This window comes from Micromonospora sp. NPDC048835, assembly GCF_040649995.1.
Lineage (GTDB): Bacteria > Actinomycetota > Actinomycetes > Mycobacteriales > Micromonosporaceae > Micromonospora.
The window spans coordinates 131,262-153,375 of the sequence record NZ_JBEZGM010000013.1 but is presented as its reverse complement, the minus strand read 5'-3'; the positions used below and the strand labels follow the sequence as shown (position 1 = coordinate 153,375).

Below are 22,114 nucleotides of genomic sequence, written 5' to 3'. Positions count from 1 at the left end.
TGGTGCCGCAGTGGCCGACAGCCCCGTCGTTCCGAGGAGTTCCCCATGGACCTGCCCGTTCCCGCCGTCGCTGTCGACCCGCCGACGGACCTGATGCCCCGGCGCGTGCTGGTGACCGGAGGCGCCGGCTTCATCGGCAGCCACGTGGTCGCCCGGCTGATGCTGATGGGCAGCCAGGTCCGAGTGCTCGACAACTTCTCCACCGGCCGGGTCGAGAACCTGGCCGACGCCGCGTACGGGGGGCTGACCGAGGCGGACGTCGTCTCGGGTGACATCCGTACGCCCGAGGGTGTCGAGGTCATCCACCAGTGGCAGCCGGACGTGGTGGTGCACCTCGCCGCACAGCCGAGCGTCCCGGCGGCCCGTCGGTCGCCCCTGTACGACGCCGACGTGAACGTGTTCGGCACCGTCAACGTGCTGGACGCCTGCGCCCGGGGCGGCGTACGGCTGGTCATCAACGCGGCCAGCAGCGCCGTCTTCGGCAGCGTCGCCCCCCACGACCTGCCGGTCCGCGAGGACCACCCGATCGCCCCGGTGAGCCCGTACGGCGTGAGCAAGGCCGCCGGTGTGCACTACCTCGACTGGTACGCCCGTCAGCACGGCCTGTCGTCCACCTCCATGGTGTTCGGCAACGTCTACGGGCCACGGCAGGAGGGCAGCGACTGCGGCGTGGTGTCCCTGATGGCGGATGCGCTGCTCGGCGGCCGGCAGGTGGTGATCTACGACGACGGCACGCAGACCCGGGACTTCATCCACGTCAGCGATGTCGCCGAGGCGATCGCCGCCGCCTGTCACCACCCCGGGGTGGGAATGGTGAACATTGCCTCGGGTCGGCAGACGAGCGTCAACGAGGTGTACGACACCGTCCGGGAGGCGTCCGGCGTCGGCAACGCGGCCCGCTACGAGCCGCTGCCCTGGCCGGGGGAGGTGCGCAACATGGCGCTGGACATCAGGAAGGCGCGGGAGCTGCTCGGGTGGTATCCCAAGATCGGCTTCACCGAGGGTGTACGGATGACGGTGCGCGACGCCCGCCGCCGCCAGGCCGGTGGCCAGATCCTGTCCCCGGTGCGGGCGCTGGAGCAAGCCATCAGCCGCTGACCTGCCAGCACGTAATTCCCGTCATCTGACCGGGAATTTCATCGAACAGTCTAACTCTTGCGGGTCGGCATCCATTGCTGCCACGATGGCCGTCAATGCCTTCCGTCCCGAAGGAGTGGTCCCCATGGCGGTGTCCCGCCGCAGGTTCGTCACATCGGTTCTGGCCGGGTCCGCCCTCGCCACCGCCTCCACCTCCGAGCTGCTCACCAGCCTGGCCAGCCCCGCGCACGCCGCAAGTCCCCCCGGGGACGTGGTCGGCAAGGTGACCGTCGGCTACCAGGGCTGGTTCAGTGCCCCCGGCGACTCCGCGCCGATCGGCGGGTGGTGGCACTGGAGCCGCGACCGCTTCCAGCCGCCGTCGCCCGCCAACACCACGATCGTGTCCTGGCCGGACATGCGTGAGTACACGCGCACCTACCCCACCGCGTACCCCAACCTGGGCAACGGCCAACCGGCCACCCTCTTCTCCTCGTACGACCAGCAGACCGTGGACACCCACTTCCGCTGGATGCAGGAGTATGGCTGCGACACCGCGGCGCTGCAACGGTTCAACCCGATGGGCGACGAGGGCCCGACCCGCGACGCGATGACCCAGAAGGTGCGCTCCGCCGCCGAGCGTTACAACCGCAAGTTCTACATCATGTACGACGTCACCGACTGGCTGACGTTCCAGTCGGAGATCAAGACCGACTGGACGACGAAGATGGCCGCGCACACCGCGTCGTCGGCGTACGCCCGGCAGAACGGCAAACCCGTCGTCTGCATCTGGGGTTTCGGCTTCAGCGAGGCCAGCCGACCCTTCACCCCCGGCCCCTGCCTGGAGGTCGTCAACTGGTTCAAGGCCCAGGGCTGCTACGTCATCGGTGGCGTGCCCACTTGGTGGCGGCAGGGCATCGAGGACTCCCGCCCCGGCTTCCTCGACGTCTACCACGCGTTCCACGCGATCTCACCCTGGATGGTCTACCGGGCCAGGACCGTGGAGGAGCTGGACTCGTACTACAACAACGTCAACGTCGGCGACATGGCCGACTGCGCGGCGCGGGGCATCGACTACCTGCCCTGCGTGATGCCCGGTGACCTCGCCGGCGGCCACCGCAAGCACGGCGACTTCTACTGGCGGCACATCTACAACATGGTCCGGCTCGGCTCCCAGGGCCTGTACGTCTCCATGTACGACGAGTACAACGAGGGCAACCAGATCGCCAAGACCTCCGAGACCCAGGCCACCACCCCGGCGGGCGCGAACATCCGCGCCCTCGACGAGGACGGCGTCGCCTGCTCCTCCGACTACTACCTGCGCATCACCGCCGACGGCGGCCGAATGCTCAAGGGACAACTCGCCCTCACCCCGGTCCGCCCCACCCCACCGATGATCGGCACCCCACCCCCGACCGGCGGCGACCTCGCCGCCGGCCGGTCCACCTCGGCCAGCAGCCAGAACGGCCCCTTCCCGCCGTCGAACGCGGTGGACTCCGACGCCGGCAGCTACTGGGAGAGCGGCGGCGGCTCCTTCCCACACTGGTGGCAGGTCGACCTCGGCGCCAGCCACCAGGTCAACAAACTCGTGGTGCGACTGCCCGCCGGCTGGGGTGCGCGCACCCAGACCATCACCGTGCAGGGCAGCGTCGACGGCAACTCCTTCGCCACCATCGCCGGGGCCTCCGCGTACACCTTCGACCCGGCCACCGGCAACACCGTCACCCGCACCCTGACGACCACCACGACCCGCTACGTCCGGCTGAGCATCGCCGGCAACACCGGCTGGCCGGCGGGCCAGCTCGCCAAGGTCGAGGTGTACGCGGGCAGCACCACCCCGGACAACCCACCGACCGCCCCGAGTGGCCTCACCGTGACCGGCAAGACCTCGACGAGTGTGTCCCTGTCCTGGACCGCCTCCACCGACGACACCGGAGTGACCGGATACCAGGTACGCCAGGGTGGCACCGTCGTCGCCACCGTCACCGGCACCACGGCGACGGTGAGCGGGCTCACCCCGTCCACCGCGTACACCTCCACTGTCGTCGCCCGCGACGCCGCCGGCAACACCTCAAGCGCGTCCTCGGCGGTCACCGTCACCACGGACGCCGCGGCCAACGCGGACCTGGCCCGGGGCCGGTCCACAAGCGAGAGCAGCCACGTCCAGAGCTACGGGTCGGGCAACGTGGTCGACGGTGACGCGAGCAGCTACTGGGAGAGCAACAACAACGCGTTCCCGCAGTGGGTGCAGGTCGACCTCGGCGCGACGCGCACGGTCGGGCGGGTGGTGCTGAAGCTGCCGCCGTCGTCGGCGTGGGCGAGTCGGACGCAGACCCTCTCCGTGCAGGGCAGCGCCGACGGGGGCAGCTTCGGCACGCTCGTCGGAACGGCGGGGCGGACCTTCAACCCCGCCACGGGAAACCAGGTAGCGCTGACCTTCACCGCCGCGCAGACCCGTTACGTGCGAATCACCGTGACGGGCAACACGGGCTGGCCAGCGGGGCAGTTGTCGGCCCTGGAGGTGTACCCCAGCTGACCGACTAGCTCGCCGCCCCGCCCCGCCCCGCCGCCCCGCCCCGCCCCGCCCCGCACCGCACCGTCGATCATGGAGTTGTGGTGGGTGACAAAACACCCATACAGCCCCAAATCAGGCACCACAACTCCATGATCGACGAACCAACGCGCGATCTTGCACCTTCTGTTTCAGCACAAGGGGCATAGTGCCTGAATCGGCATCCGAAAGTGCAACATCGGCGCCGAGATGGCTCATGGCGCGACTGACGCGTGGGACGGCAGAACGCACACCTGTACGTCGTGTCGACGGCCGATGGTCCTTGCCGGGCACGACTTCGCCGCACCCGTCGGCACAACGACTCCGGGTGGGCGGCGGTTGCGGCAGTTCTGGGGGCAGGGCTGTGCTACGAGGGTTTCGAGATGTGCGGGTGTTCGCGCGAGCCCACGTTCCGCCACGAACGAGCGCGCGGGTCCGGATGCGGCGGCGGGTCACCAGCCGCCTCGGACTGCCGGAGGCTGAGGCGCTGGCTGCTCGGGATCCCCACGACCTTCGCTGACCCGCCGAGGCAGCGATGCTCGATCGCTCGCGGCGATCCATAGATCTTGGACACTTTCCGTCCTGTCTGAACGGAAATTGTCCAAGATCTCGCGTTGTGTGGCCGAGGCGAACCCAGGAAGTGGCGGCCTGTGGCTCACCCGTTGACGGACGTGCGTCGGCGTACGTCGTCTGCCGGGTTGATGGTGCGGACCGGGTCGGGCACCGGCCCTCGGGGTTGCCACTCGCGGGGGTAGCCGAGGGAGACCTCCTGGAAACGCACCCCGTCGTGGAACGTGGTGCGGGGGATGTGCAGGTGACCGTAGACGACGGTGGACGCGTCGAAGCGCAGGTGCCAGTCGCTGGTGCGGACGGTTCCGCACCACTGGGCGAACAGCGGGTACCGCAGGATGTCTGTGGGTTCCCGCACCAGCGGGTAGTGGTTGACCAGCACCGTCGGCAGCGCCGGGTCGCGTTCGGCCAGCCGGCGTTCGGTCTCGGTGACCCGGGCGTCGCACCAGGCCGCCCGGCTCGGGTACGGGTCGGGGTGCAGCAGCGCCTCGTCGGTGCACACCACCCCGGCCTGGTACGCCAGGGCCAGCGACTCCTCCTGCGTGCGCGCCTCGGGCACCCGGAACGTGTAGTCGTAGAGCACGAAGAGCGGGGCGATGGTGGCCGGGCCGCCGTCGCCGTCCCACACCGGGTACGGGTCCTCCGGGGTGAGCACGCCCAGCCGTCGGCACATCCGCACCAACTCGCGGTAGCGCTCCTCGCCGCGCACCGTGACCGGGTCCCGCGGTGGCGTCCACAGCTCGTGGTTGCCCGGTGCCCAGACGACCCGCTCGAAGCGGCTGCTCAGCAGCCCGAGCGCCCACTCGATGTCGGCGAACCGGTCGGCGACGTCTCCGGCGACGAGCAGCCAGTCGCCGGGGTTGTCCGGGTGCAGTTCCTGGACGAACGCGCGGTTCTGCGGGTGCCCGACGTGCAGGTCGCTGACAGCCCGCAGCCGGGGCGGAAGTTTCACCCTCCGAGGTTAGGACGACGCGGGAGGGTCGGGAAACCCCTGTTCCTGTCGTTCGGGCCGATCTGACCGCCCGCATATCCGTGGGCCGGGCGGGAAAGCGCGGGGCGTCCGACAGCCCAGACCGGAGCAGGAGTAGACATGCCTTTCATCACCGTGGGGACGGAAAACTCCGCACCCATCGACCTGTACTACGAGGATCACGGTTCCGGTAAGCCGGTGGTGTTGATCCACGGCTTCCCGTTCAACGGTGCGACCTGGGAGAAGGAGACCACCGCGCTGCTCAACGCCGGATACCGGACGATCACCATCGACCGGCGCGGTTACGGTAATTCCGCGCAGCCGGCGTTCGGGTACGACTACAACACGTTCGCGGCGGACCTGGACGTGTTGATGACCGAGCTGGACCTGAACGACGCGACCCTGATCGGTCACTCGATGGGCACCGGCGAGGTGGTCCGCTACCTGGGTAACTACGGCTCGCAACGGGTGAGCCGGGCCGTGCTGCTCAGCCCGCTGCAACCGATGCTGGCCAAGGCGAGCGACAACCCGGAGGGCGTCGAACGGAGCCTCTTCAAGGGCTTCCAGGACGCCATCCTCAAGGATCGCTTCGCCTACCTGACGTCCTTCTGCGACGCGTTCTTCAACCCGGACCAGAACATGGGTAAGCGGGTCAGCGAGGAGGCGTACCGGGCGCACTGGCAGATCGGCGCGATGGCCTCCGGCAAGGCCACCCACGACAGCGTGGACGCCTGGCAGGAAGACTTCCGTCAGGACCTGCCGAAGATCAACATTCCGGTGTTGATCGTCCAGGGTGACCAGGACCGGGTGCTGCCCTACCCGGTGACCGGTCAACGGCTCGGGCCGATGATGCCGACCGGGCAGCTCGTCACGCTCAAGGGTGCGCCGCACGGCATCCCGTGGACCCACGCGGACGAGGTCAACAAGGCGATCATGGACTTCATGAAGCAGCCGGCCAAGGCTCGCGCCTGACCCGTACCGGTAGCCGCTCGGACGCCAGCGCCAGCACGGCGCTGCGACACCCGGCCCACGGTTTCGCACCCGGGGCCGGGTGTCGTCCGCGTTCAGGGCCGGCGGGCCACCACCGCGCCGTTGGCGCCGGGCGCGTCGAACGGCACCGTTCGCACGTCGACGAAGCCGGCGTCGGTGAGCCAGGCCGCGTACTCGGCGCCCGAGTAGTTCCGGCCGCCCTCGGTCTCGACGAGCATGTTCATCCCCATCAGGGCCGCCTCCGGTGGCCCGGTGCGCTCGTCGTTGAGCAGCAGTTCGCAGACGACGATCGCCCCACCGGGCGGCAACGCCGCGTGGCACCGGGCCAGCAACGCCCGGTTGGTCGGCTCGTCCCAGTCGTGCAGGATCATGCTGAGCAGGATGACGTCGTGCCCGTCCGGCAGCTCCGGGTCGGCGAGGAAGTCACCGGCCACCGCGTCGATCCGCCCGGTCAGGCCGGCCTCCGCGATCCGTTCCCGGGCCCGCACGCAGACGTGCGGCAGATCCAGGACCGTGGCCCGCAGGTCGGGCAGGCGGCGACAGAACTCGATCGGGAACGCGCCGGCACCGCCGCCCACGTCGAGCAGCCGGCGGTGTGCGGAGAAGTCGTACGCGTCGGCCAACGCGCTTGCGGTGAAGCTGGACGTGGAGAACATCGCGTCCCAGAACTGCGCCAGCATCTCCGGGTCTTCGGTGTCGAACATCGACTGCTGGGCCTCCGGGTCCCAGGTCAACGGCCGGTCCGTGCGCAGCGCGTCACCGATGCGGTGCCAGGGCAGGTAGGTGCGCAGGTCCGAGTAGCGCACCTGCGCGCCGAAGTAGTACGGGCGCCCCTCGACCAGGAACTGCTCGGCCAACTCCGAGTTGCGGTAACCGTCGCCGGCCTTCTCCAGCAGCCCGAGCGAGGCACTTGCCGCCAGCAGCAGGTCCGCGGGTCGGTCGGGCAGCCCGAACTCGGCGGCGGCCTGCTCGACTGTCATCGTCCGCCCGCCGGCCAGCCGGGTGAACAGACCCAGCTCGACGCCGGCCGCGAGTGTCTTGAAGCCCCACACACCGGCCACCAGGCGCATGAGGGGAGTGGGAGTGATCACCAGGCCATGAGATCACACATCAGACGTTTCCACGATGGATGGTCACGCCCGGATCAGCGTCACCAACCCCGCGGCCACCAGCACCCCGGCCCAGAGTCGGTCCACGTTGAACCAGGCCCGGCGCAGCACACCGACCCCGAGCACCTGGTAGACCAGCAGCGCCACGGCCAGGGCGGTGCCGAGCATGGCCACGGTGTGCACGCCGGCCGCCGCGAGGCCGGACAGCGCGCCCACCGGCGCGGCGGCCAGGTGCCCGGCGTGACCCCCGGGCACCGGCTCGGCCACCAGCACCGGCACCAGCATGAGCCCTGCCCCGTGCGCCGACGACATGAGGAACGACCAGGCCGCGAGCTGCGCTGCCGACAGTCGCATCCCCGCCCAGCGGAAGTGCCGCTCGGAGAGCAGTCGCCAGAGCCCGAAGGCCACGAGCAGCACCCCGCCGACCACCGCGAGGGTGCTGCTCGCCGTCACCGAGCGGGTCGCGGCGACAAACGCGGCGACGATGGCCACCGAGGCGAGATGCCCCGCCGCGATCGGCGGCAGGGCGCGCAGCAGCGCCAGCCGGTCGCGCTCCTGAAGGCCCCGCGCCACGGCGAAGAGCCACCCCATCGCCGGGTTCAGACCGTGGAACGCGCCGAGCGCGGCGAGCGTCGCCAGGGTGGTGACGGTCACGGGAAGCAGTACGAGTCGGAGGACGCGTCCCCGCCCTGCAACCGGGTCTGGTGCACCCGCAGGCCCCGGAACTCCTCCCCGTGCGGAAAGAACCGCTGATCGGGGGTGAGCCCGCCGCCGTCCACGTCGACGTCGAGCTTGGCCAGCCAGGCGCCCACCCCGTCGGGGTAGAACTGGTCGTCCCACGCGCCGTAGAGCGAGTTGCTGACGTAGACCCGCCGGCCGTCCCGGCTGACCTCCACCATCTGCGGGCCACCCGCGAGGGCCTCGTCGGGTGCGGACGGGTGCGCGGTGCGGCGGACGATCCCGCCGAGGTGCACCGAACCGGTCTGCACCGGGTGCAGCGGGTCGCTGACGTCGTACTGGCGCAGCTCCCCGGTGCCCCAGCAGGAGACGTAGAGGAACCTGTCGTCCACGGACAGGTCGATGTCGGTCACCAGCGGCGGCACCGCCCCGAACGGCTTGAGCAGGTCGGGCAGGTCCTTCGGGTCGGCTGGCTCGGCCGGGATGTCGATGACCTTGGTGACCGCCCAGGCGTCCCCGTCGCGGTGCCACAACCAGATCGACGCGGACAGGTCCTCGACGCTGATCACCACCCCGACGAACCCGTACGACTTCGTCGGGTCGTGCGCCGGCCGCAACTCCAGCGGCATCTGGTACTGGTCGCCGAGGTCGACCCGTTGGACGTGCCGGCGTTTCGCCAGGTCCCAGAAGTGGATGGCGTGCCCGTAGCGCCGGCCCAGCAACAACTCGCCGATGATGCCGTCCTCGATCATCGCCGGGGTGCCCCACTCGCTGGTGACGAGCACGTCCTGGGTCAGGTGCCACCACACGTCGTACGCCAGGAACTGTGGCCCCCGGTCGGCCTCCCACGCCCCGCGTACCTCGAAGGTGGTGTGGTCGAGGATGGCGATGCCACCCGGGCCCTCCTCGCCGTCGGCGCCGCCGAGCGCGGAGAGGTAGATGCCGTCCGGGCCACAGTGGACGGTGTGCGGCCGCGAGTAGCCGGCCCGCTTCGCCAGTTCCTCCGCCCCGATCACCTTGACGACCTGCGGCTGGCGCGGATCGGGCTGGGTGTCGAGCACGTGGATGCGCGACGACCGCAGGCCGGGCACGATCAGGTAGCGCCGCTCGACGTGCGGGTGCGGGGCGGTCGGGCAGAGCGCGCTGCTGCACGCGTTCCAGCCGAAGTGGTGCAGCTCGTCACCGACGTACGGCAGGTCGGTCCAGCCGACGACCCGGCCGTAGTCGGGGGAGTCGGGGTCGGTGTCCAGCACCACGATGGCGTCCGGACGGGTGGCCGTACGGTCGAAGGCCGCCACGTAGGCGAGCTTCTCCGCCGCTGCGGTCACCGCCTCGCGGGGCGAGGGGTAGAACGTGGGGTCGGGGGTCCAGCGGGTCATCACAGCTCCGCTCGTCAGGTGGTGGGAACGCCGAGTCGGTCGAGCAGGTGGCGGCGCAGCGCGCCGAAGGCCGGGTCGTCCGGCGTACGGGTGGGGCCGAGGTCGACGGGCAGCTCGGCGGCGATGCGGCAGTCGTCGAGGAGCAGGATCCGGTCGGCGAGCAGCAGCGCCTCCTCGACGTCGTGGGTGACCAGCAGGGCGGCGAAGCCGTGCTCGGCGCGCAGCCGGCGCAGCAGGATCTGCATCCGCAGTCGGGTCAGCGCGTCCAGGGCGCCGAACGGCTCGTCGAGCAGCAGCAGGTCCGGTTCACGGACCAGGGCCCGCGCCACTGCCACCCGCTGCGCCTGCCCGCCGGACAGCTCGGCCGGCCAGGCGCGATCTCGCTCGGCGAGACCGACCTCGGCCAGCGCCCGCCGGATCCGCCCCGGGCGGTCCGCGCCGGACAGCCCGAGCCCGACGTTGTCGGCCACGCGTTTCCACGGCAGCAGCCGGTGCTCCTGGAAGACCACGGCGGCGGTGCCGTGCACGACGCTCGTTCCGTCGGCCTCGCCGTCCAGCCCGGCGAGAATCCGCAGGAGCGTGCTCTTGCCGGAACCGCTGCCGCCGAGCAGGGCGACCACCTCACCGCGGTCGATGGTCAGGTCGACCCCGGCCAGCACGACCGTCGGCCCGAACGCCCGGCGCACCGCGTGGGCGGTCAGCACCGGCTCGGTGCCCTTCAGGTGGCCCGCAGTCCGCGACGCCATGTCAACATCCTCCTCTCCGCAACGCGCAACGCAAGGTCGGATATCAGTCCGAGCAGGGCGTAGACGAGCAGGCCGAGCACCACCACGTCGGTCTGGCTGAACTCCCGCGCCTCCATCATCAGGAAGCCGATTCCGGTCTGGGCGTTCACCTGTTCGCCGACGACCAGGCTGAGCCAGGCCGCCCCGATCGCCAGCCGCAGGCCGAGGAAGAGCGACGGTAGCGCGCCGGGCAGCACCACGTGCCGTAGTCGGGCGGCCTGCCCCAGGCCGCAGGTGCGTGCCGCCTCCACCAGTCGTTCGTCGATGTCCCGGATGCCGGCGTAGGTGTTGAAGTAGATGGGGAAGAACGCGCCGAGCGCGACCAGGCTGATCTTGAGTGACTCGCCGATGCCGACCCAGATGATCAGCAACGGGACCAGCCCGAGGTGCGGCAGCATCCGGGCCATCTGCACCGGCGGGTCGACCAGGTCGTCGCCGAGCCGCAGCAGCCCGGCCACGGTGCCCAGGGCCAGGGCCAGAAGGCCGCCGATCAGCAGACCCGCTCCGGCCCGGGTGAGGGAGTCCAGCAGGTGGACGCCGAGGGTGCCGTCCCGGCTCAGCCGCCACCCGGTGGCCAGGACGTCGCTCGGTGCGGGCAGCTTCTCGGCCGCCAGCAGCCCGGTCCGCGCGGCCAACTCCCAGCCCAGGACCAGCACCACCGGGCTCACCACCCGCCGCCAGCGCCGGGCCGGCCGCTGACGACGGGGTACGACAGGCGCCGTCGCCGTGACCTCGTCGGGTGCCTCGACGAGCGTCGTCCGACTCACTTGAACACCGCGCTGAACCGGTCGTCGATCCGGGAGCGGAGGTCGACCGGCCCCGGGATCAGGTCCAGGGCGATGAAGGTGTCGGTGATCGCCTGGAGTTCGTCGCCGATCGCCGGGGTGACCGGGGCGAGGGGCTTGGCGCTGCGGGCCAGGGCGCGGCTCGTGACGTCCTGTGGGATCTTCAGCTCCGGTGCGAGGGTGCTGGCGCGCTCCTCGGGGTGGGCGATGCCCCAGTCGGTCACCTCGCGGTAGCGCTGGAGGAAGGCGCGGATCTCGTCCGACCGCCTGTCGACCGCCTTCGGCGAGGCCAGGACGTACTCGCGGTTGCTGGCCAGGCCGGTCGCGTCGGCGAGCACCTGGACCCCCGGCTGCTCGGCCAGGGCGAAGTACGGGTCCCAGATCACCCACGCGTCGATCTGCCCGCCGTCGAACGCGGGCCGTCCCTCGGCGGGCTTGAGGTACTTGACCTGGATGTCCTTCAGCGTCATGTTGTTCGCCTCCAGCAGCCGAACCAGCAGCCAGTGCACATTGGAGCCCTTGTTGAGGGCGACCGTCCTGCCCTTGAGGTCGGCGAAGCTGCGGTAGCCCCGGTCGGCCTTGACCAGGACGGCCTCACCCTGCGGGATCGGCGCCGAGGTGCCGATGACGGAGAACGGGATCTTGCCGGCGGCGGCGAAGACGGGCGGTGCCTCGCCGACCTGCCCGATGTCGATGGAGCCGGCCTTGAGCGCCTCGGTGAGCGCGGGCCCGCTCTCGAACAGCGACCACTCCACCTCCGGTGCGGCGTTGCGCGCCTTGACCAGGCTCAGCCCGCCGAAGCGCTGGTAGCCGATCCGGAGCTTCTGCGCGCTGCCGCCGTCCGCATCGGCGGACCCGCCGCACGCGCTCACCGCTGCCGTGGCGAGCAGTGCCACGGTGGTGAGCGCGGCCGTCAGGAGGCGGCGCCGCGGGTGGCGACTCGTCGACGGGGTGGGCATGGCGGCTCCTCGGGTCGGGCAGGCGGGGGTGTCGACGCATCGACAACTGTCGGCGCCGGCAGTAGCCTACTAACCCGATAGGTTTTATGGGTAGGCTGTCGGCGGGATCGTCCCACCCCTCAGGAGGTGCCGCCCCGCGTGCGCCGACCACCCCGCTGAAGGAAAGAGCCGCGATGACCCTCACCTTCCACTGGTTCCTGCCCACGAACGGCGACAGCCGGGACATCGTCGGCGGCGGACACGGCGTAGCGACAGGTGCCGCCGGAGGCGCCCGGCCGGCCAGCGTCGCGTACCTCGGGCAGATCGCCCGCAGCGCCGAGCAGCTCGGCTTCGTCGGCGCGCTCACCCCGACCGGCGCCTGGTGCGAGGACGCCTGGCTCAGCACCGCGATGCTCACCGAGGTGACCGAGCGACTCAGGTTCCTGGTCGCCTTCCGACCCGGGCTGCTTTCCCCCACCCTCGCCGCCCAGATGGCCGCGACCTTCCAGCGGCTGTCGAAGGGCCGGCTGCTGCTCAACGTCGTCACCGGCGGCGAGTCATCGGAACAGCGAGCCTACGGCGACTTCCTGGACAAGGACGCCCGGTACGCGCGCGCCGACGAGTTCCTGCACGTGGTGCGGGCGCTGTGGCGCGGCGAGACCGTCGACCACGACGGCACCCACGTCCGCGTCGAACAGGCACGACTGCACCGACCGCCCGACCCGGTCCCGCCGGTCTACTTCGGCGGGTCCTCCGCCGCCGCCCTCCCGGTCGCCGTACGACACAGCGACGTCTACCTCACCTGGGGCGAGCCGCCGGCCCTGGTCGCCGACAAACTGAACCGGGTTCGCGCGCTGGCCGCCGAGGCCGGCCGGGAACTGCGCTTCGGCATCCGACTGCACGTCATCGCGCGGGACACCGCCGAGCAGGCCTGGGCGCAGGCCCAGCGCCTGCTCGACGGGGTGTCCGAGGCCGACATCCGGGCCGTGCAGGAGGGGCTGCGCCGCAGCGAGTCCGAGGGGCAGCGCCGCATGCTCGACCTGAACGGTGGCTCCCGCGACGGCCTGGAGGTCGCCCCCAACCTGTGGGCCGGGGTCGGGCTGGTCCGTGGCGGGGCCGGCACCGCGCTGGTGGGCAGCCACGCCGAGATCGCCGACCGGATCGCCGAATACCACGCGCTCGGCATCGACGAGTTCATCCTCTCCGGCTATCCGCACCTGGAGGAGGCGTACTGGTTCGGGGAGGGCGTACTGCCGATCCTTCGCGAGCGTGGGCTGTGGCGGCACCCCGACGGCCGGCAGGCCAGCGCGGCGCACGTCGACGTCCCGTTCGCCGGGTCGCCCGCACCGGAGCCCGTCGGGGCCCGCTGACCGGCCGCCCCGCCCGAGCGGGTGCGGTCAGGCGCGTCGGCCGGCCACCCGTCGGCCGACCCGCCGCCCGGCGAGGCTCACCACGGTGCTGCCGGCCGCCATCCCGACCAGCACCAGAATCCCCCCGACCACCCACAGCCCGCTGTCGTCGGTCGACGCGGCCCGCCACGACCAGGCCGCCGTGAACGCCACCGTCATCACCGACGCCACCAGCCACGGGCTGAGCCGCGCTCCGGCGAGCGCGGCCAGCACCACGAGCGTCAACACACACCCGATCACCTGCCACAGCTCGTACGGGCCGCTGCTCGCGCCGGTCTGCGCGTCGACCGTGTACTCGGTGTCCCAGCCCAGCCAGAGGATCCACGTCCCGACCGTGGCCGCCGCCAGGAACAGAACACCGAGCAGTGCGCGGGTATCCCTCGTCGCCGTCATCCAGTGATCATCCCTCGCCCGCCGCCACACCGGAACACACGTTGGCACCCGGCTCGATCCCCAATGGACTGTTGCCTCGGTCGGTGGCGATCCTCTACGGTCTGCTCAGCGGTGGGCGGTGCGGTCCGCATCCGACCCGACACCGCCGGTTGCCCGTCGTGCGGGCCGGGATGGTGGAGTCCCGGGTCGACCCTTCGGCGGTGACCCGGCGGTCGTGTGATCCCAGCTCGTACCCCGGGTGTTGCTGCCCGGCGCGGCTCCCCGCGGGGCCGACGGCGAGCCGGGGCACGCCGACCCACCGGGAGAGCCCCGTGTTCCTCAGCCCGCACGAACAGGACCGCCTGCTCGTCCACGTCGCGGCCGATGTCGCCCGCGCCCGCCGCGAACGCGGCCTGCGCCTCAACTACCCCGAAGCCGTCGCGATCATCACCGCGTTCCTCCTCGAAGGCGCGCGCGACGGGCGGTCGGTGGTCGACCTGATGTCGGCCGGCCGGACCGTGCTCGGCCGCGACGACGTCCAGGACGGCATCCCCGAGCTGCTGAGGGAGGTGCAGGTGGAGGCGACGTTCCCGGACGGCACCAAGCTGGTGACGGTGCACCACCCGATCCCGTGATCCCCGGGGAGATCCTGCCGGCGGCCGACCCGGTCGAGATCAACGTGGGTCGTCCGGTGACCACCCTGCTCGTGGTCAACACCGCCGACCGTCCGGTGCAGGTCGGCTCGCACTACCACTTCGCCGAAGCCAACCCCGCCCTGTCGTTCGACCGCGCCGCCGCCTGGGGGCAGCGGCTCGCCGTCCCGGCGGGCACCTCCGTCCGGTTCGAACCGGGCGTCAACCGCAGCGTCGACCTCGTCCCGCTCGGCGGCGCCCGCGTCGTGCCCGGTCTGCGCGGCGAGTGCGCCGGGCCGTTGGACCCGTCGCCGCACGCACCCACGGCCGACGGGTCGCCGCGGTGAGCGCCGTGCGGCGGGACCGCTACATCGACCTGTACGGGCCGACGACCGGCGACCGGATCCGGCTGGCCGACACCAACCTGCTGATCGAGGTGGAGACCGACCACTGCGTGGGCGGCGACGAGGCGGTCTTCGGCGGCGGGAAGGTGATCCGTGAGTCGATGGGGCAGTCCCGGGCCACCCGCGCCGAGGGGGCACTGGACACCGTCATCACCGGCGCGGTGGTGCTCGACCACTGGGGGGTGGTCAAGGCCGACGTGGGCCTGCGCGACGGGCGGATCGTGGCGCTCGGTCGGGCCGGCAACCCGGACACCATGCCCGGGGTCCACCCCGACCTGGTCATCGGCCCGGGGACCGAGGTGATCGCTGGAAACGGGCGGATCCTCACCGCCGGCGCGGTCGACACCCACGTGCACTTCATCTGCCCGCAGATCGTCACCGAGGCCCTGTCCAGCGGGATCACCACACTCGTCGGCGGCGGCACCGGCCCGGCCGAGGGCACCCGCGCCACGACGGTCACCCCGAACGCCTGGCACCTGGCCCGGATGCACGAGGCACTGGACACCATGCCGGTGAACGTGCTGCTGCTCGGCAAGGGCAACACCGTCTCGGAGGAGGCGCTCTGGGAACAACTGCGCGCCGGGGCGGGCGGTTTCAAGCTGCACGAGGACTGGGGCACCACGCCTGCCGCGATCGACGCCTGCCTGCGGGTGGCCGACGCGTCCGGGGTCCAGGTGTCGATCCACACCGACACGCTCAACGAGGCCGGTTTCGTCGCCGACACCCTGCGGGCGATCGGCGGTCGGGCGATCCACTCGTACCACACCGAGGGCGCCGGTGGCGGGCACGCACCGGACATCATCACCGTGGCCAGCGAACCGAACGTGCTGCCGTCGTCGACCAACCCGACCCGGCCGTACACCGCGAACACCCTGGCAGAGCACCTGGACATGTTGATGGTCTGCCACCACCTCAACCCGTCCGTGCCGGAGGACCTGGCCTTCGCCGAGAGTCGGATCCGACCGTCCACGATGGCCGCCGAGGACCTGCTGCACGACCTCGGCGCGATCTCGATCATCGGCTCCGACGCGCAGGCGATGGGCCGTGTCGGGGAGGTCATCCTGCGGACCTGGCAGAGCGCCCACGTGATGAAGGACCGGGTCGGCGCGTTGCCGGGCGACGGGGCCGCCGACAACCACCGGGCCCGACGGTACGTGGCGAAGTACACCATCTGCGCCGCGATGGCCAACGGGCTGGAACGGGAGATCGGCTCGGTCGAGCCGGGCAAGCTCGCCGACCTGGTGCTCTGGGATCCGGCGTTCTTCGGCGTCCGACCGCACCTCGTGCTCAAGGGCGGCATGATCGCGTACGCCCAGATGGGTGACGCCAACGCCTCGATCCCGACACCGCAGCCGATGCTGCCGAGGCCGATGTTCGGGGCGTACGGTGCGGCGGCGGCCGCCACCAGCCTGGCCTTCGTGGCCCCGGCGGCCCTGGACGCCGGGCTGCGCCTGGACGTGCGACGCCGGGTGGTGCCGGTGAGCGACGTGCGGTCGCGGGGCAAGGCCGACCTGCCGGAGAACAACGCCATGCCGCGCATCGAGGTGGACCCGGACACCTTCACCGTGCGGATCGACGGGCAGGTGGTGGAGCCGGACCCGGTGACCCGGCTGCCGATGACCCAGCGGTACTTCCTGTTCTGATGACGACGCCGAGCCTGCTGTTGCTGTTGGCCGATGGGCGCTTCCCGGCCGGGGCGCACGCGCACTCCGGTGGTCTGGAGGCGGCCGTCGCCGCCGGCCGGGTCACCGACCTGGCGTCGTTGGAGGCGTTCCTGGCCGGACGGCTGGCCACCGCCGGCCTGGTCGGGGCGGCGTTCGCGGCGGCCGCACACCGGGCGGCGGAGGTGCCGGCGCGGTGCGCCGGGCGGTCGGAGGTGCTGGCTCGGCTCGACGCGGAGCTGGACGCCCGTACCGCCGCCCCGGCGTTGCGGGTGGTCTCGCGCCGACAGGGCCGGGCACTGCTACGGGCCGGCCGGGCCATCTGGCCGGATGCCCCGTTCGCCGACCTGCCGGCGACACCCGTCGGGGCGCACCAGCCGCTGGTGCTCGGGCTGCTCTGCGCCGCGGCTGGGCTGTCCCGCGTCGAGACCGCAACGATCGCCGCGTACGGGACGCTGACCGGGGCGGCGAGCGCCGGCGTACGTCTGCTCGGTCTCGACCCGTACCAGGTCCAGGCCCTGCTGGTCGGCCTGGCCGACGCCTGCGACGGCACGGCCGCCGACGCGGCGAGGGCCGCCGACGACCCACCGGAGCGGATGCCGGCCGCCGCCGCTCCACTCGCCGACATCCATGCCGAAATCCATGCCACCTGGGAGGTGCGTCTCTTTGCGTCCTGACACCGTTGTGCCGAACGCTGTGCCCGCCGTCGAACCGACCACGCCGCCGCCGGCCACCCCACCCCACGACGAGACCGTCCCGCACACCCACCCGGAGCCGGGGGTGGACCCGCACCCGCCGTTGCCCCGTGCCGGCCGTGCCCTGCGGGTCGGCATCGGCGGCCCCGTCGGGTCCGGCAAGACGGCCCTGGTGGCTGCGCTCTGCCGTGCCTTCGCCGACGAGTTGCGGCTCGGCGTGGTGACGAACGACATCTACACGACCGAGGACGCCGACTTCCTCCGCCGGGCCGGGGTGCTGGACCCGGCCCGGATCCGCGCGGTGGAGACCGGCTGCTGCCCGCACACCGCCATCCGCGACGACATCGGCGCCAACCTGGACGCCGTCGACGAACTGGCCGAGACGGTCGGCCCGTTGGACCTGGTCCTCGTGGAGAGCGGCGGCGACAACCTGACCGCGACCTTCAGCCGTGGGCTCGTCGATCGGCAGATCTTCGTGGTCGACGTGGCGGGCGGGGACAAGGTGCCCCGCAAGGGCGGTCCGGGGGTCACGGCCGCCGACCTCCTCGTGATCAACAAAACCGACCTGGCACCGATGGTGGGTGCCGACCTCGCCGTCATGGACCGGGACGCGCGGGCCCGGCGCGGCGACCTTCCGACCCTCTTCCTGTCCATCGTGGGAGACCCGACGGCAACCCCTGTCGCGGCCTGGATCCGGCACGAGTTGGCGCACCACGCCGCTCTGCATCCGCTCTCCGTAGCGGCGGAACCGGCCTGATGCGTGCGCTCGCCCGGCTGGTCGCCCGGGCCGACGGTCGGGGTGGCACCGTCCTCGTCGAGGTGCATGGCGAGACGCCGTTGCTGTTGCGCCAGACCCCGACCGACGGTGGTGTCGCCACGGTGCACCTCGTCGGCGGGGCCGCCGGGCCGCTCGCCGGCGACGATCTGCGCCTGGAGATCGAGGTGGGTACGGGCGCGGCGGTCCGGGTGCGGAGCGTCGCCGCGTCGATCGCCCTGCCGGGTCGCGCGGGTGCCGTGTCCCGGATGGCGGTGCGGGCGGTGGTGCACGCCGGTGCCACGCTGCACTGGCTTCCGGAGCAGTTGGTCGCGGCGGCCGGCTGCGCGCACCTCGCCGAGTCCCGGATCGAGTTGGCCGCCGGTGCGAGCCTGCGCTGGCGCGACGAGCTGATCTGCGGCCGGTACGGCGAGACGCCCGGCGGTGCCGTGGTGCACACCCAGGTCGACTACGCGGGTCGACCACTGCTGCGCCAGTCCCTCGCGGTGGGGCCGCACGCACCGGGCTGGGCCGGCCCGGCCGTGCTCGGCGGTGCTTCGGCCACCGGGTCGCTGCTGGTGGTCGACCCGTCGCAACCCTCCGAAGCGCCGACGGTCGAGGGCAGTGTCGCCCGGCTGCCGTTGGCCGGCGGTCCGGCGACCCTGTGGACCGCTACCGCCCCCGACGCGCAGACCCTGCGCGCCTACCTCACCGGCTAGGAAGCCCTGTTGGTCCGCCCGGCCCCCGGGGCCGTTCTGGAGGCGCACACCGCGGAGAGCGTGATGTCTGTGAGTCATCACGATGACTCACAGACATCACGCTCTCGGGCGAAGGTCGTTCGCGGCCGGGTGGCGTTGGCGGCCGGGTGGCGTTGGCGGCCGGGTGGGCACACGTGGCTGGGCGGCGCAAGCGGTCGGGTGCCGCGTGTGGCTGGGTTGCGCTCGGGGCCGGCCCGGTTCGCGATCCTTGTCGCGTCGGGAGCAGGGTGAGGCGGCGGCTTGCCCAGGAGGTGGTCAGTGAGCGTGTTCCCGTGGCCGGGCCGGGTCGAGGCGGCCGATCAGGCCGCCGAGCTGGCTGACCAGGTCGGCCGCCTGCTCCACGCCCAACTCGGCGAGGCTGGCCCGGACCCGCTCGTCCAGGCGGGCGTGCTCGCGGCGGCCGCGAGTGGTCAGGTAGGCCCGGATCCGTCGTCTGTCGATCGGGTCGATCCGGCGGAAGACGAGGTTGCGGTCGACGAGGTGGTCGACCAGCTTGGTGAGGGTGCCCGGTGGCAGCGACGCCTCGGCGGACACCTCGCTCATCGGGTGACCCTGGCCGTCGGCGAGCAGGCACAGCACCCGCCACGCCTCGATGCTCAGCTCGTCGTCGGCCAGGACGGCGCCCAGCCGGCGGGAGAGCAGCCGTTCGGCGCGGGTGAGCGAGCGCAGCAGGTCGGCTGACGCCCCGGGCACGTTTGACATGAGACTCCCTGGGCCGGCGGCCCTGTCATGGTAGCGAGTCGTCCCGGCCAGTGGTGAGGGCTGGTCTTCCGTCGTGGGCCGGACAATCATGTGCTCATGTCCGCGCCGGCACCGCCGTGGCTGACCGTCGACAGCGCCGTGGTCAGCATCGCGCTGGTCTACCCGATGCGCGGGCCGGCCGGCATGTTCGGCCCCACCTGCGAGCTCTGCGCGCAGCTCGCGGTGGAGGAGGTCAATCGGTGCGGCGGTGTGCTCGGCCGGGAGCTGCGGTTGGTGCCGGTCGACGGTGGCGCGCCGCCGGCCGAGGTCGCCGCCGAGGTCGAGGCGTTGGTGTCGATGGGGGCCGTGCAGGGGGTGACGGGGTGGCACATCTCGTCGGTGCGCCAGGCGTTGGCGCCCCGCGTCGCGCACCGGGTGCCGTACGTCTACACCGCACTCTACGAGGGTGGTGAACGCACCGAAGGGGTCTTCCTGACCAGCGAGACGCCGGACGCCCAGCTGTGGCCCGCGATGCGGCTGCTCGCGGCCGAGCAGGGGGTACGCCGCTGGTTCGTGGTGGGCAACGACTACGTGTGGCCGCGCCGCACGTCGCGGGCGGCCCAGCGGTACGCGTTGCGCGGCGGTGGGCAGGTGGTGGGCCGGCACTTCCTGCCGTTGGACGCGCACGACTTCACCGAGGTGTTGCGCCGCATCGAGCACAGTGACGCGGACGCGGTGCTGATGCTGCTTGTCGGCGCCGACGCGGTGCGGTTCAACCGCGCGTTCGCCAGGTCCGGGTTGGACCAGCGCTGCCTGCGGCTGAGCACGCTGATGGACGAGAACATGCTGCTGGCCAGCGGTGCCGGCGCGACCCGGGGGTTGTACAGCACGGCGGGCTTCTTCGCCGGGCTGGTGACGCAGGAGAATCTCGACTTCCACGGCGAGTTCGCCAGGCGTTTCGGGGTGGAGGCGCCGCCGCTGGGCAGCCTGGGGGAGTCCTGCTACGAGGGCGTCATGCTGCTCGCCGCGCTGATCGGGCAGGCCCGCACCCTCGACGTGCGGGCCATCGAGACGGCCGCCGACACGGTCGCCTACCACGGGCCGCGGGGGCGGTTGCGGCTGCGGCAGCGGCACGTACGCCAACGCATCTACCTGGCCGAGGCTGCCGGGCTCGACTTCACGGTCCTCGCCGAGCTCTGAGGCGGGCACTGGCGGTCGGCTCAACGGCCCCTTGACAGCGCCACCCGATCCCGTCCTAAGATACTTCCTGCGTGAAGCATCTGGCCGAGGGGTCAGTGCACACCAATTCGTGTCCACCGTCGACGGTTTCGCCCGTCGACCATTGTGGTGACACTTATCCCGCGTCTTTCCGAACGGCCGACACCGTTTCCTCCCAACGGTGTCGGCCGATTTTTCGTGGGTTCTCGGCGGGATCATCGGAAACAGTCAATTAAGGACTGGGAAACACCCGCGCAATCATGCCGGTCGACGCTTTCCGTGCCCATACCCGAGCCGGTGCCCTGCGCGGCGTCCACCCGTCGACCCTGGCATCGCCCACGTCAGCTCCATCGGACCGCACCGACCGCCCTTACGCCCTTTGAGTGCACCGCAGGGAGAGTAGATGTCACTATTCCGGGGCCGCCGCATCCTGGCGGGTGCCATGACCCTGGTCGCCGCGGCCGCGATGACCGCGTGCGGCAGCAAGACCACCGACGAGGGCGGCGCGACCGGCGTCACCGCCGACGTCTCCGGCGACACCGTCAAGGTGGGCCTGCTCAACTCGCTCTCCGGGACCATGGCGATCAGCGAGGTCACCGTCCGCGACTCCATCATGCTCGCCGTCGACGAGATCAACGCGGCCGGCGGTGTGCTCGGCAAGAAGATCCAGCCGGTCGGTGAGGACGGCGCCTCGGACTGGCCCACCTTCGCGGAGAAGGCCGAGAAGCTCATCTCCGAGGACCGGGTGGCAGCCGTCTTCGGATGCTGGACCTCGGCCAGCCGTAAGGCGGTCAAGCCGGTGTTCGAGAAGAACAAGGCGTTGCTGTTCTACCCGGTGCAGTACGAGGGTCTCGAGCAGTCGCCCTACATCTTCTACACCGGAGCGACGACCAACCAGCAGATCGTTCCCGGGCTTGACTACCTCAAGTCGCAGGGCGCGAAGTCGGTCTATCTGGTCGGCAGCGACTACGTCTTTCCCCGCACCGCGAACAAAATCATCAAGGCGTACGCGGCGGCGAACGGGATGACCGTGCTCGGTGAGGATTACGCGCCGTTGGGCTCCACCGAGTTCGGCACCATCGTCAACAAGGTCAAGTCGTCCGGCGCGGCGGCGGTGTTCAACACCCTCAACGGCGACAGCAACGTGGCCTTCTTCAAGGAATACAAGTCGGCGGGCCTGACCGCCACCACGATGCCTGTGGTGTCGGTGTCGATCGCCGAGGAGGAGGTCAAGGGCATCGGCACCCAGTACCTGGAGGGCCAACTGACGGCCTGGAACTACTACCAGACCACCCCCGGCGCGGCGAACTCGAAGTTCGTGGCCGCGTACAAGGCGAAGTACGGCGCGGACAAGCCGACGAGCGATCCGATGGAGGCCGCGTACGTCAGCGTGCACCTGTGGAAGGCGATGGTCGAGAAGGCCGGCGCCTTCGACGTGGAGAAGGTCCGCGCCGCCTCGGACGGCATCACCTTCGACGCGCCGGAGGGTCTGGTCACCGTCGACGGCAAGACCCAGCACATCGCCAAGACCGCCCGGATCGGCAAGATCGGCGCGGACGGCCTGATCAGCGAGGTGTGGAACTCCGGCAAGCCGGTCGCTCCGGACCCGTACCTCAAGACCTACCCGTGGGCGAGCGGCCTGAGCTGACGACGCCGGCCCGGGCGGGGCGCGTCGCGCGCCCCGTCCGGGCCACCCGACCA

21 protein-coding genes are annotated in these 22,114 nt (G+C 71.4%); 12 read left to right on the top strand and 9 right to left on the bottom strand.

Going from position 1 to position 22,114, the window contains the following annotated elements; translation table 11 throughout:
• Positions 1-45 precede the first annotated feature (45 nt).
• Together AB0C15_RS17980 and AB0C15_RS17975 are read left to right on the top strand one after the other, a co-directional pair.
• On the top strand, positions 46-1,098 hold the full coding sequence (locus AB0C15_RS17980) for a GDP-mannose 4,6-dehydratase (RefSeq protein WP_357353192.1): 1,053 nt from the start codon (positions 46-48) through the stop codon (positions 1,096-1,098).
• Between the two features lie 124 nt (positions 1,099-1,222).
• On the top strand, positions 1,223-3,610 hold the full coding sequence (locus AB0C15_RS17975) for a discoidin domain-containing protein (RefSeq protein WP_357353190.1): 2,388 nt from the start codon (positions 1,223-1,225) through the stop codon (positions 3,608-3,610).
• 670 nt (positions 3,611-4,280) lie between these two features.
• On the opposite strand, the gene AB0C15_RS17970 is transcribed toward AB0C15_RS17975, so the two are convergent.
• A complete protein-coding gene (locus AB0C15_RS17970) occupies positions 4,281-5,147 on the bottom strand; it encodes a metallophosphoesterase (protein ID WP_357353188.1) in 867 nt (288 codons plus the stop codon).
• A 138-nt stretch (positions 5,148-5,285) separates the two neighbouring features.
• On the opposite strand from AB0C15_RS17970, the gene AB0C15_RS17965 reads away from it, so the two are divergent.
• Positions 5,286-6,137, top strand: coding sequence for an alpha/beta hydrolase (locus AB0C15_RS17965; protein ID WP_357353186.1), 852 nt, complete (start codon positions 5,286-5,288; stop codon positions 6,135-6,137).
• Positions 6,138-6,229: 92 nt separating this feature from the next.
• Here the strand turns inward: AB0C15_RS17965 and AB0C15_RS17960 are convergent, their stop codons facing one another.
• Genes AB0C15_RS17960 through AB0C15_RS17935 form a run of 6 tightly spaced genes read right to left on the bottom strand, consistent with a single transcriptional unit; the run spans position 6,230 to position 11,850 of the window.
• On the bottom strand, positions 6,230-7,246 hold the full coding sequence (locus AB0C15_RS17960; protein WP_357353184.1) for a methyltransferase: 1,017 nt from the start codon (positions 7,244-7,246) through the stop codon (positions 6,230-6,232).
• Between the two features lie 42 nt (positions 7,247-7,288).
• Positions 7,289-7,918 carry a hypothetical protein gene (locus tag AB0C15_RS17955; RefSeq protein ID WP_357353182.1) on the bottom strand — a complete coding sequence of 210 codons (630 nt, stop codon included), beginning with the start codon at positions 7,916-7,918 and terminating at the stop codon, positions 7,289-7,291.
• The gene (locus AB0C15_RS17950) at positions 7,915-9,321 is read right to left on the bottom strand and encodes a selenium-binding family protein (RefSeq protein ID WP_357353180.1); all 1,407 of its coding nucleotides are present in this window, start codon (positions 9,319-9,321) and stop codon (positions 7,915-7,917) included. Before AB0C15_RS17950 ends, AB0C15_RS17955 begins: the two co-directional genes overlap by 4 nt.
• A gap of 14 nt (positions 9,322-9,335) precedes the next feature.
• Entirely contained in the window at positions 9,336-10,067 is a 732-nt protein-coding gene (locus AB0C15_RS17945; protein ID WP_357353178.1) for an ABC transporter ATP-binding protein, read from the bottom strand.
• Positions 10,040-10,873, bottom strand: a complete 834-nt coding sequence (locus AB0C15_RS17940) for an ABC transporter permease subunit (protein ID WP_357353176.1) — start codon at positions 10,871-10,873, stop codon at positions 10,040-10,042. The genes AB0C15_RS17945 and AB0C15_RS17940 overlap by 28 nt, the downstream gene beginning before the upstream one ends.
• Entirely contained in the window at positions 10,870-11,850 is a 981-nt protein-coding gene (locus tag AB0C15_RS17935) for an aliphatic sulfonate ABC transporter substrate-binding protein (protein WP_357353174.1), read from the bottom strand. Before AB0C15_RS17935 ends, AB0C15_RS17940 begins: the two co-directional genes overlap by 4 nt.
• Before the next feature lie 173 nt (positions 11,851-12,023).
• On the opposite strand from AB0C15_RS17935, the gene AB0C15_RS17930 reads away from it, so the two are divergent.
• On the top strand, positions 12,024-13,199 hold the full coding sequence (locus tag AB0C15_RS17930) for an LLM class flavin-dependent oxidoreductase (RefSeq protein WP_357353172.1): 1,176 nt from the start codon (positions 12,024-12,026) through the stop codon (positions 13,197-13,199).
• A gap of 27 nt (positions 13,200-13,226) precedes the next feature.
• Here the strand turns inward: AB0C15_RS17930 and AB0C15_RS17925 are convergent, their stop codons facing one another.
• Complete coding sequence (locus tag AB0C15_RS17925; RefSeq protein ID WP_357353170.1) at positions 13,227-13,631, bottom strand: hypothetical protein; 405 nt, start codon at positions 13,629-13,631, stop codon at positions 13,227-13,229.
• Positions 13,632-13,942: 311 nt separating this feature from the next.
• Here AB0C15_RS17925 and AB0C15_RS17920 point away from each other — a divergent pair, with 311 nt between their 5' ends.
• The 6 genes from AB0C15_RS17920 to AB0C15_RS17895 are packed head-to-tail and all read left to right on the top strand — an operon-like array spanning position 13,943 to position 18,475.
• Positions 13,943-14,245: an urease subunit gamma gene (locus AB0C15_RS17920; protein ID WP_278139873.1), complete on the top strand. Its 303-nt coding sequence runs from the start codon at positions 13,943-13,945 to the stop codon at positions 14,243-14,245.
• Complete coding sequence (locus AB0C15_RS17915; protein WP_357353168.1) at positions 14,242-14,589, top strand: urease subunit beta; 348 nt, start codon at positions 14,242-14,244, stop codon at positions 14,587-14,589. Before AB0C15_RS17920 ends, AB0C15_RS17915 begins: the two co-directional genes overlap by 4 nt.
• A complete protein-coding gene (locus AB0C15_RS17910; protein WP_357353166.1) occupies positions 14,586-16,289 on the top strand; it encodes an urease subunit alpha in 1,704 nt (567 codons plus the stop codon). Before AB0C15_RS17915 ends, AB0C15_RS17910 begins: the two co-directional genes overlap by 4 nt.
• The gene (locus AB0C15_RS17905) at positions 16,289-16,984 is read left to right on the top strand and encodes an urease accessory UreF family protein (RefSeq protein WP_357353164.1); all 696 of its coding nucleotides are present in this window, start codon (positions 16,289-16,291) and stop codon (positions 16,982-16,984) included. Before AB0C15_RS17910 ends, AB0C15_RS17905 begins: the two co-directional genes overlap by 1 nt.
• Positions 16,974-17,759: an urease accessory protein UreG gene (gene ureG / locus AB0C15_RS17900; protein WP_357353162.1), complete on the top strand. Its 786-nt coding sequence runs from the start codon at positions 16,974-16,976 to the stop codon at positions 17,757-17,759. Before AB0C15_RS17905 ends, ureG begins: the two co-directional genes overlap by 11 nt.
• On the top strand, positions 17,759-18,475 hold the full coding sequence (locus AB0C15_RS17895) for an urease accessory protein UreD (protein ID WP_357353160.1): 717 nt from the start codon (positions 17,759-17,761) through the stop codon (positions 18,473-18,475). Before ureG ends, AB0C15_RS17895 begins: the two co-directional genes overlap by 1 nt.
• A 294-nt stretch (positions 18,476-18,769) precedes the next feature.
• Here the strand turns inward: AB0C15_RS17895 and AB0C15_RS17890 are convergent, their stop codons facing one another.
• Positions 18,770-19,216 carry a MarR family winged helix-turn-helix transcriptional regulator gene (locus tag AB0C15_RS17890; protein WP_357353158.1) on the bottom strand — a complete coding sequence of 149 codons (447 nt, stop codon included), beginning with the start codon at positions 19,214-19,216 and terminating at the stop codon, positions 18,770-18,772.
• 96 nt (positions 19,217-19,312) lie between these two features.
• Between AB0C15_RS17890 and AB0C15_RS17885 the strand changes: the two genes are divergently transcribed.
• Together AB0C15_RS17885 and urtA are read left to right on the top strand one after the other, a co-directional pair.
• Positions 19,313-20,395 carry a substrate-binding domain-containing protein gene (locus tag AB0C15_RS17885; RefSeq protein WP_357353156.1) on the top strand — a complete coding sequence of 361 codons (1,083 nt, stop codon included), beginning with the start codon at positions 19,313-19,315 and terminating at the stop codon, positions 20,393-20,395.
• A 421-nt stretch (positions 20,396-20,816) separates the two neighbouring features.
• Positions 20,817-22,061 carry an urea ABC transporter substrate-binding protein gene (urtA, locus tag AB0C15_RS17880; protein WP_357353154.1) on the top strand — a complete coding sequence of 415 codons (1,245 nt, stop codon included), beginning with the start codon at positions 20,817-20,819 and terminating at the stop codon, positions 22,059-22,061.
• The last annotated feature ends 53 nt before the right edge of the window (positions 22,062-22,114 follow it).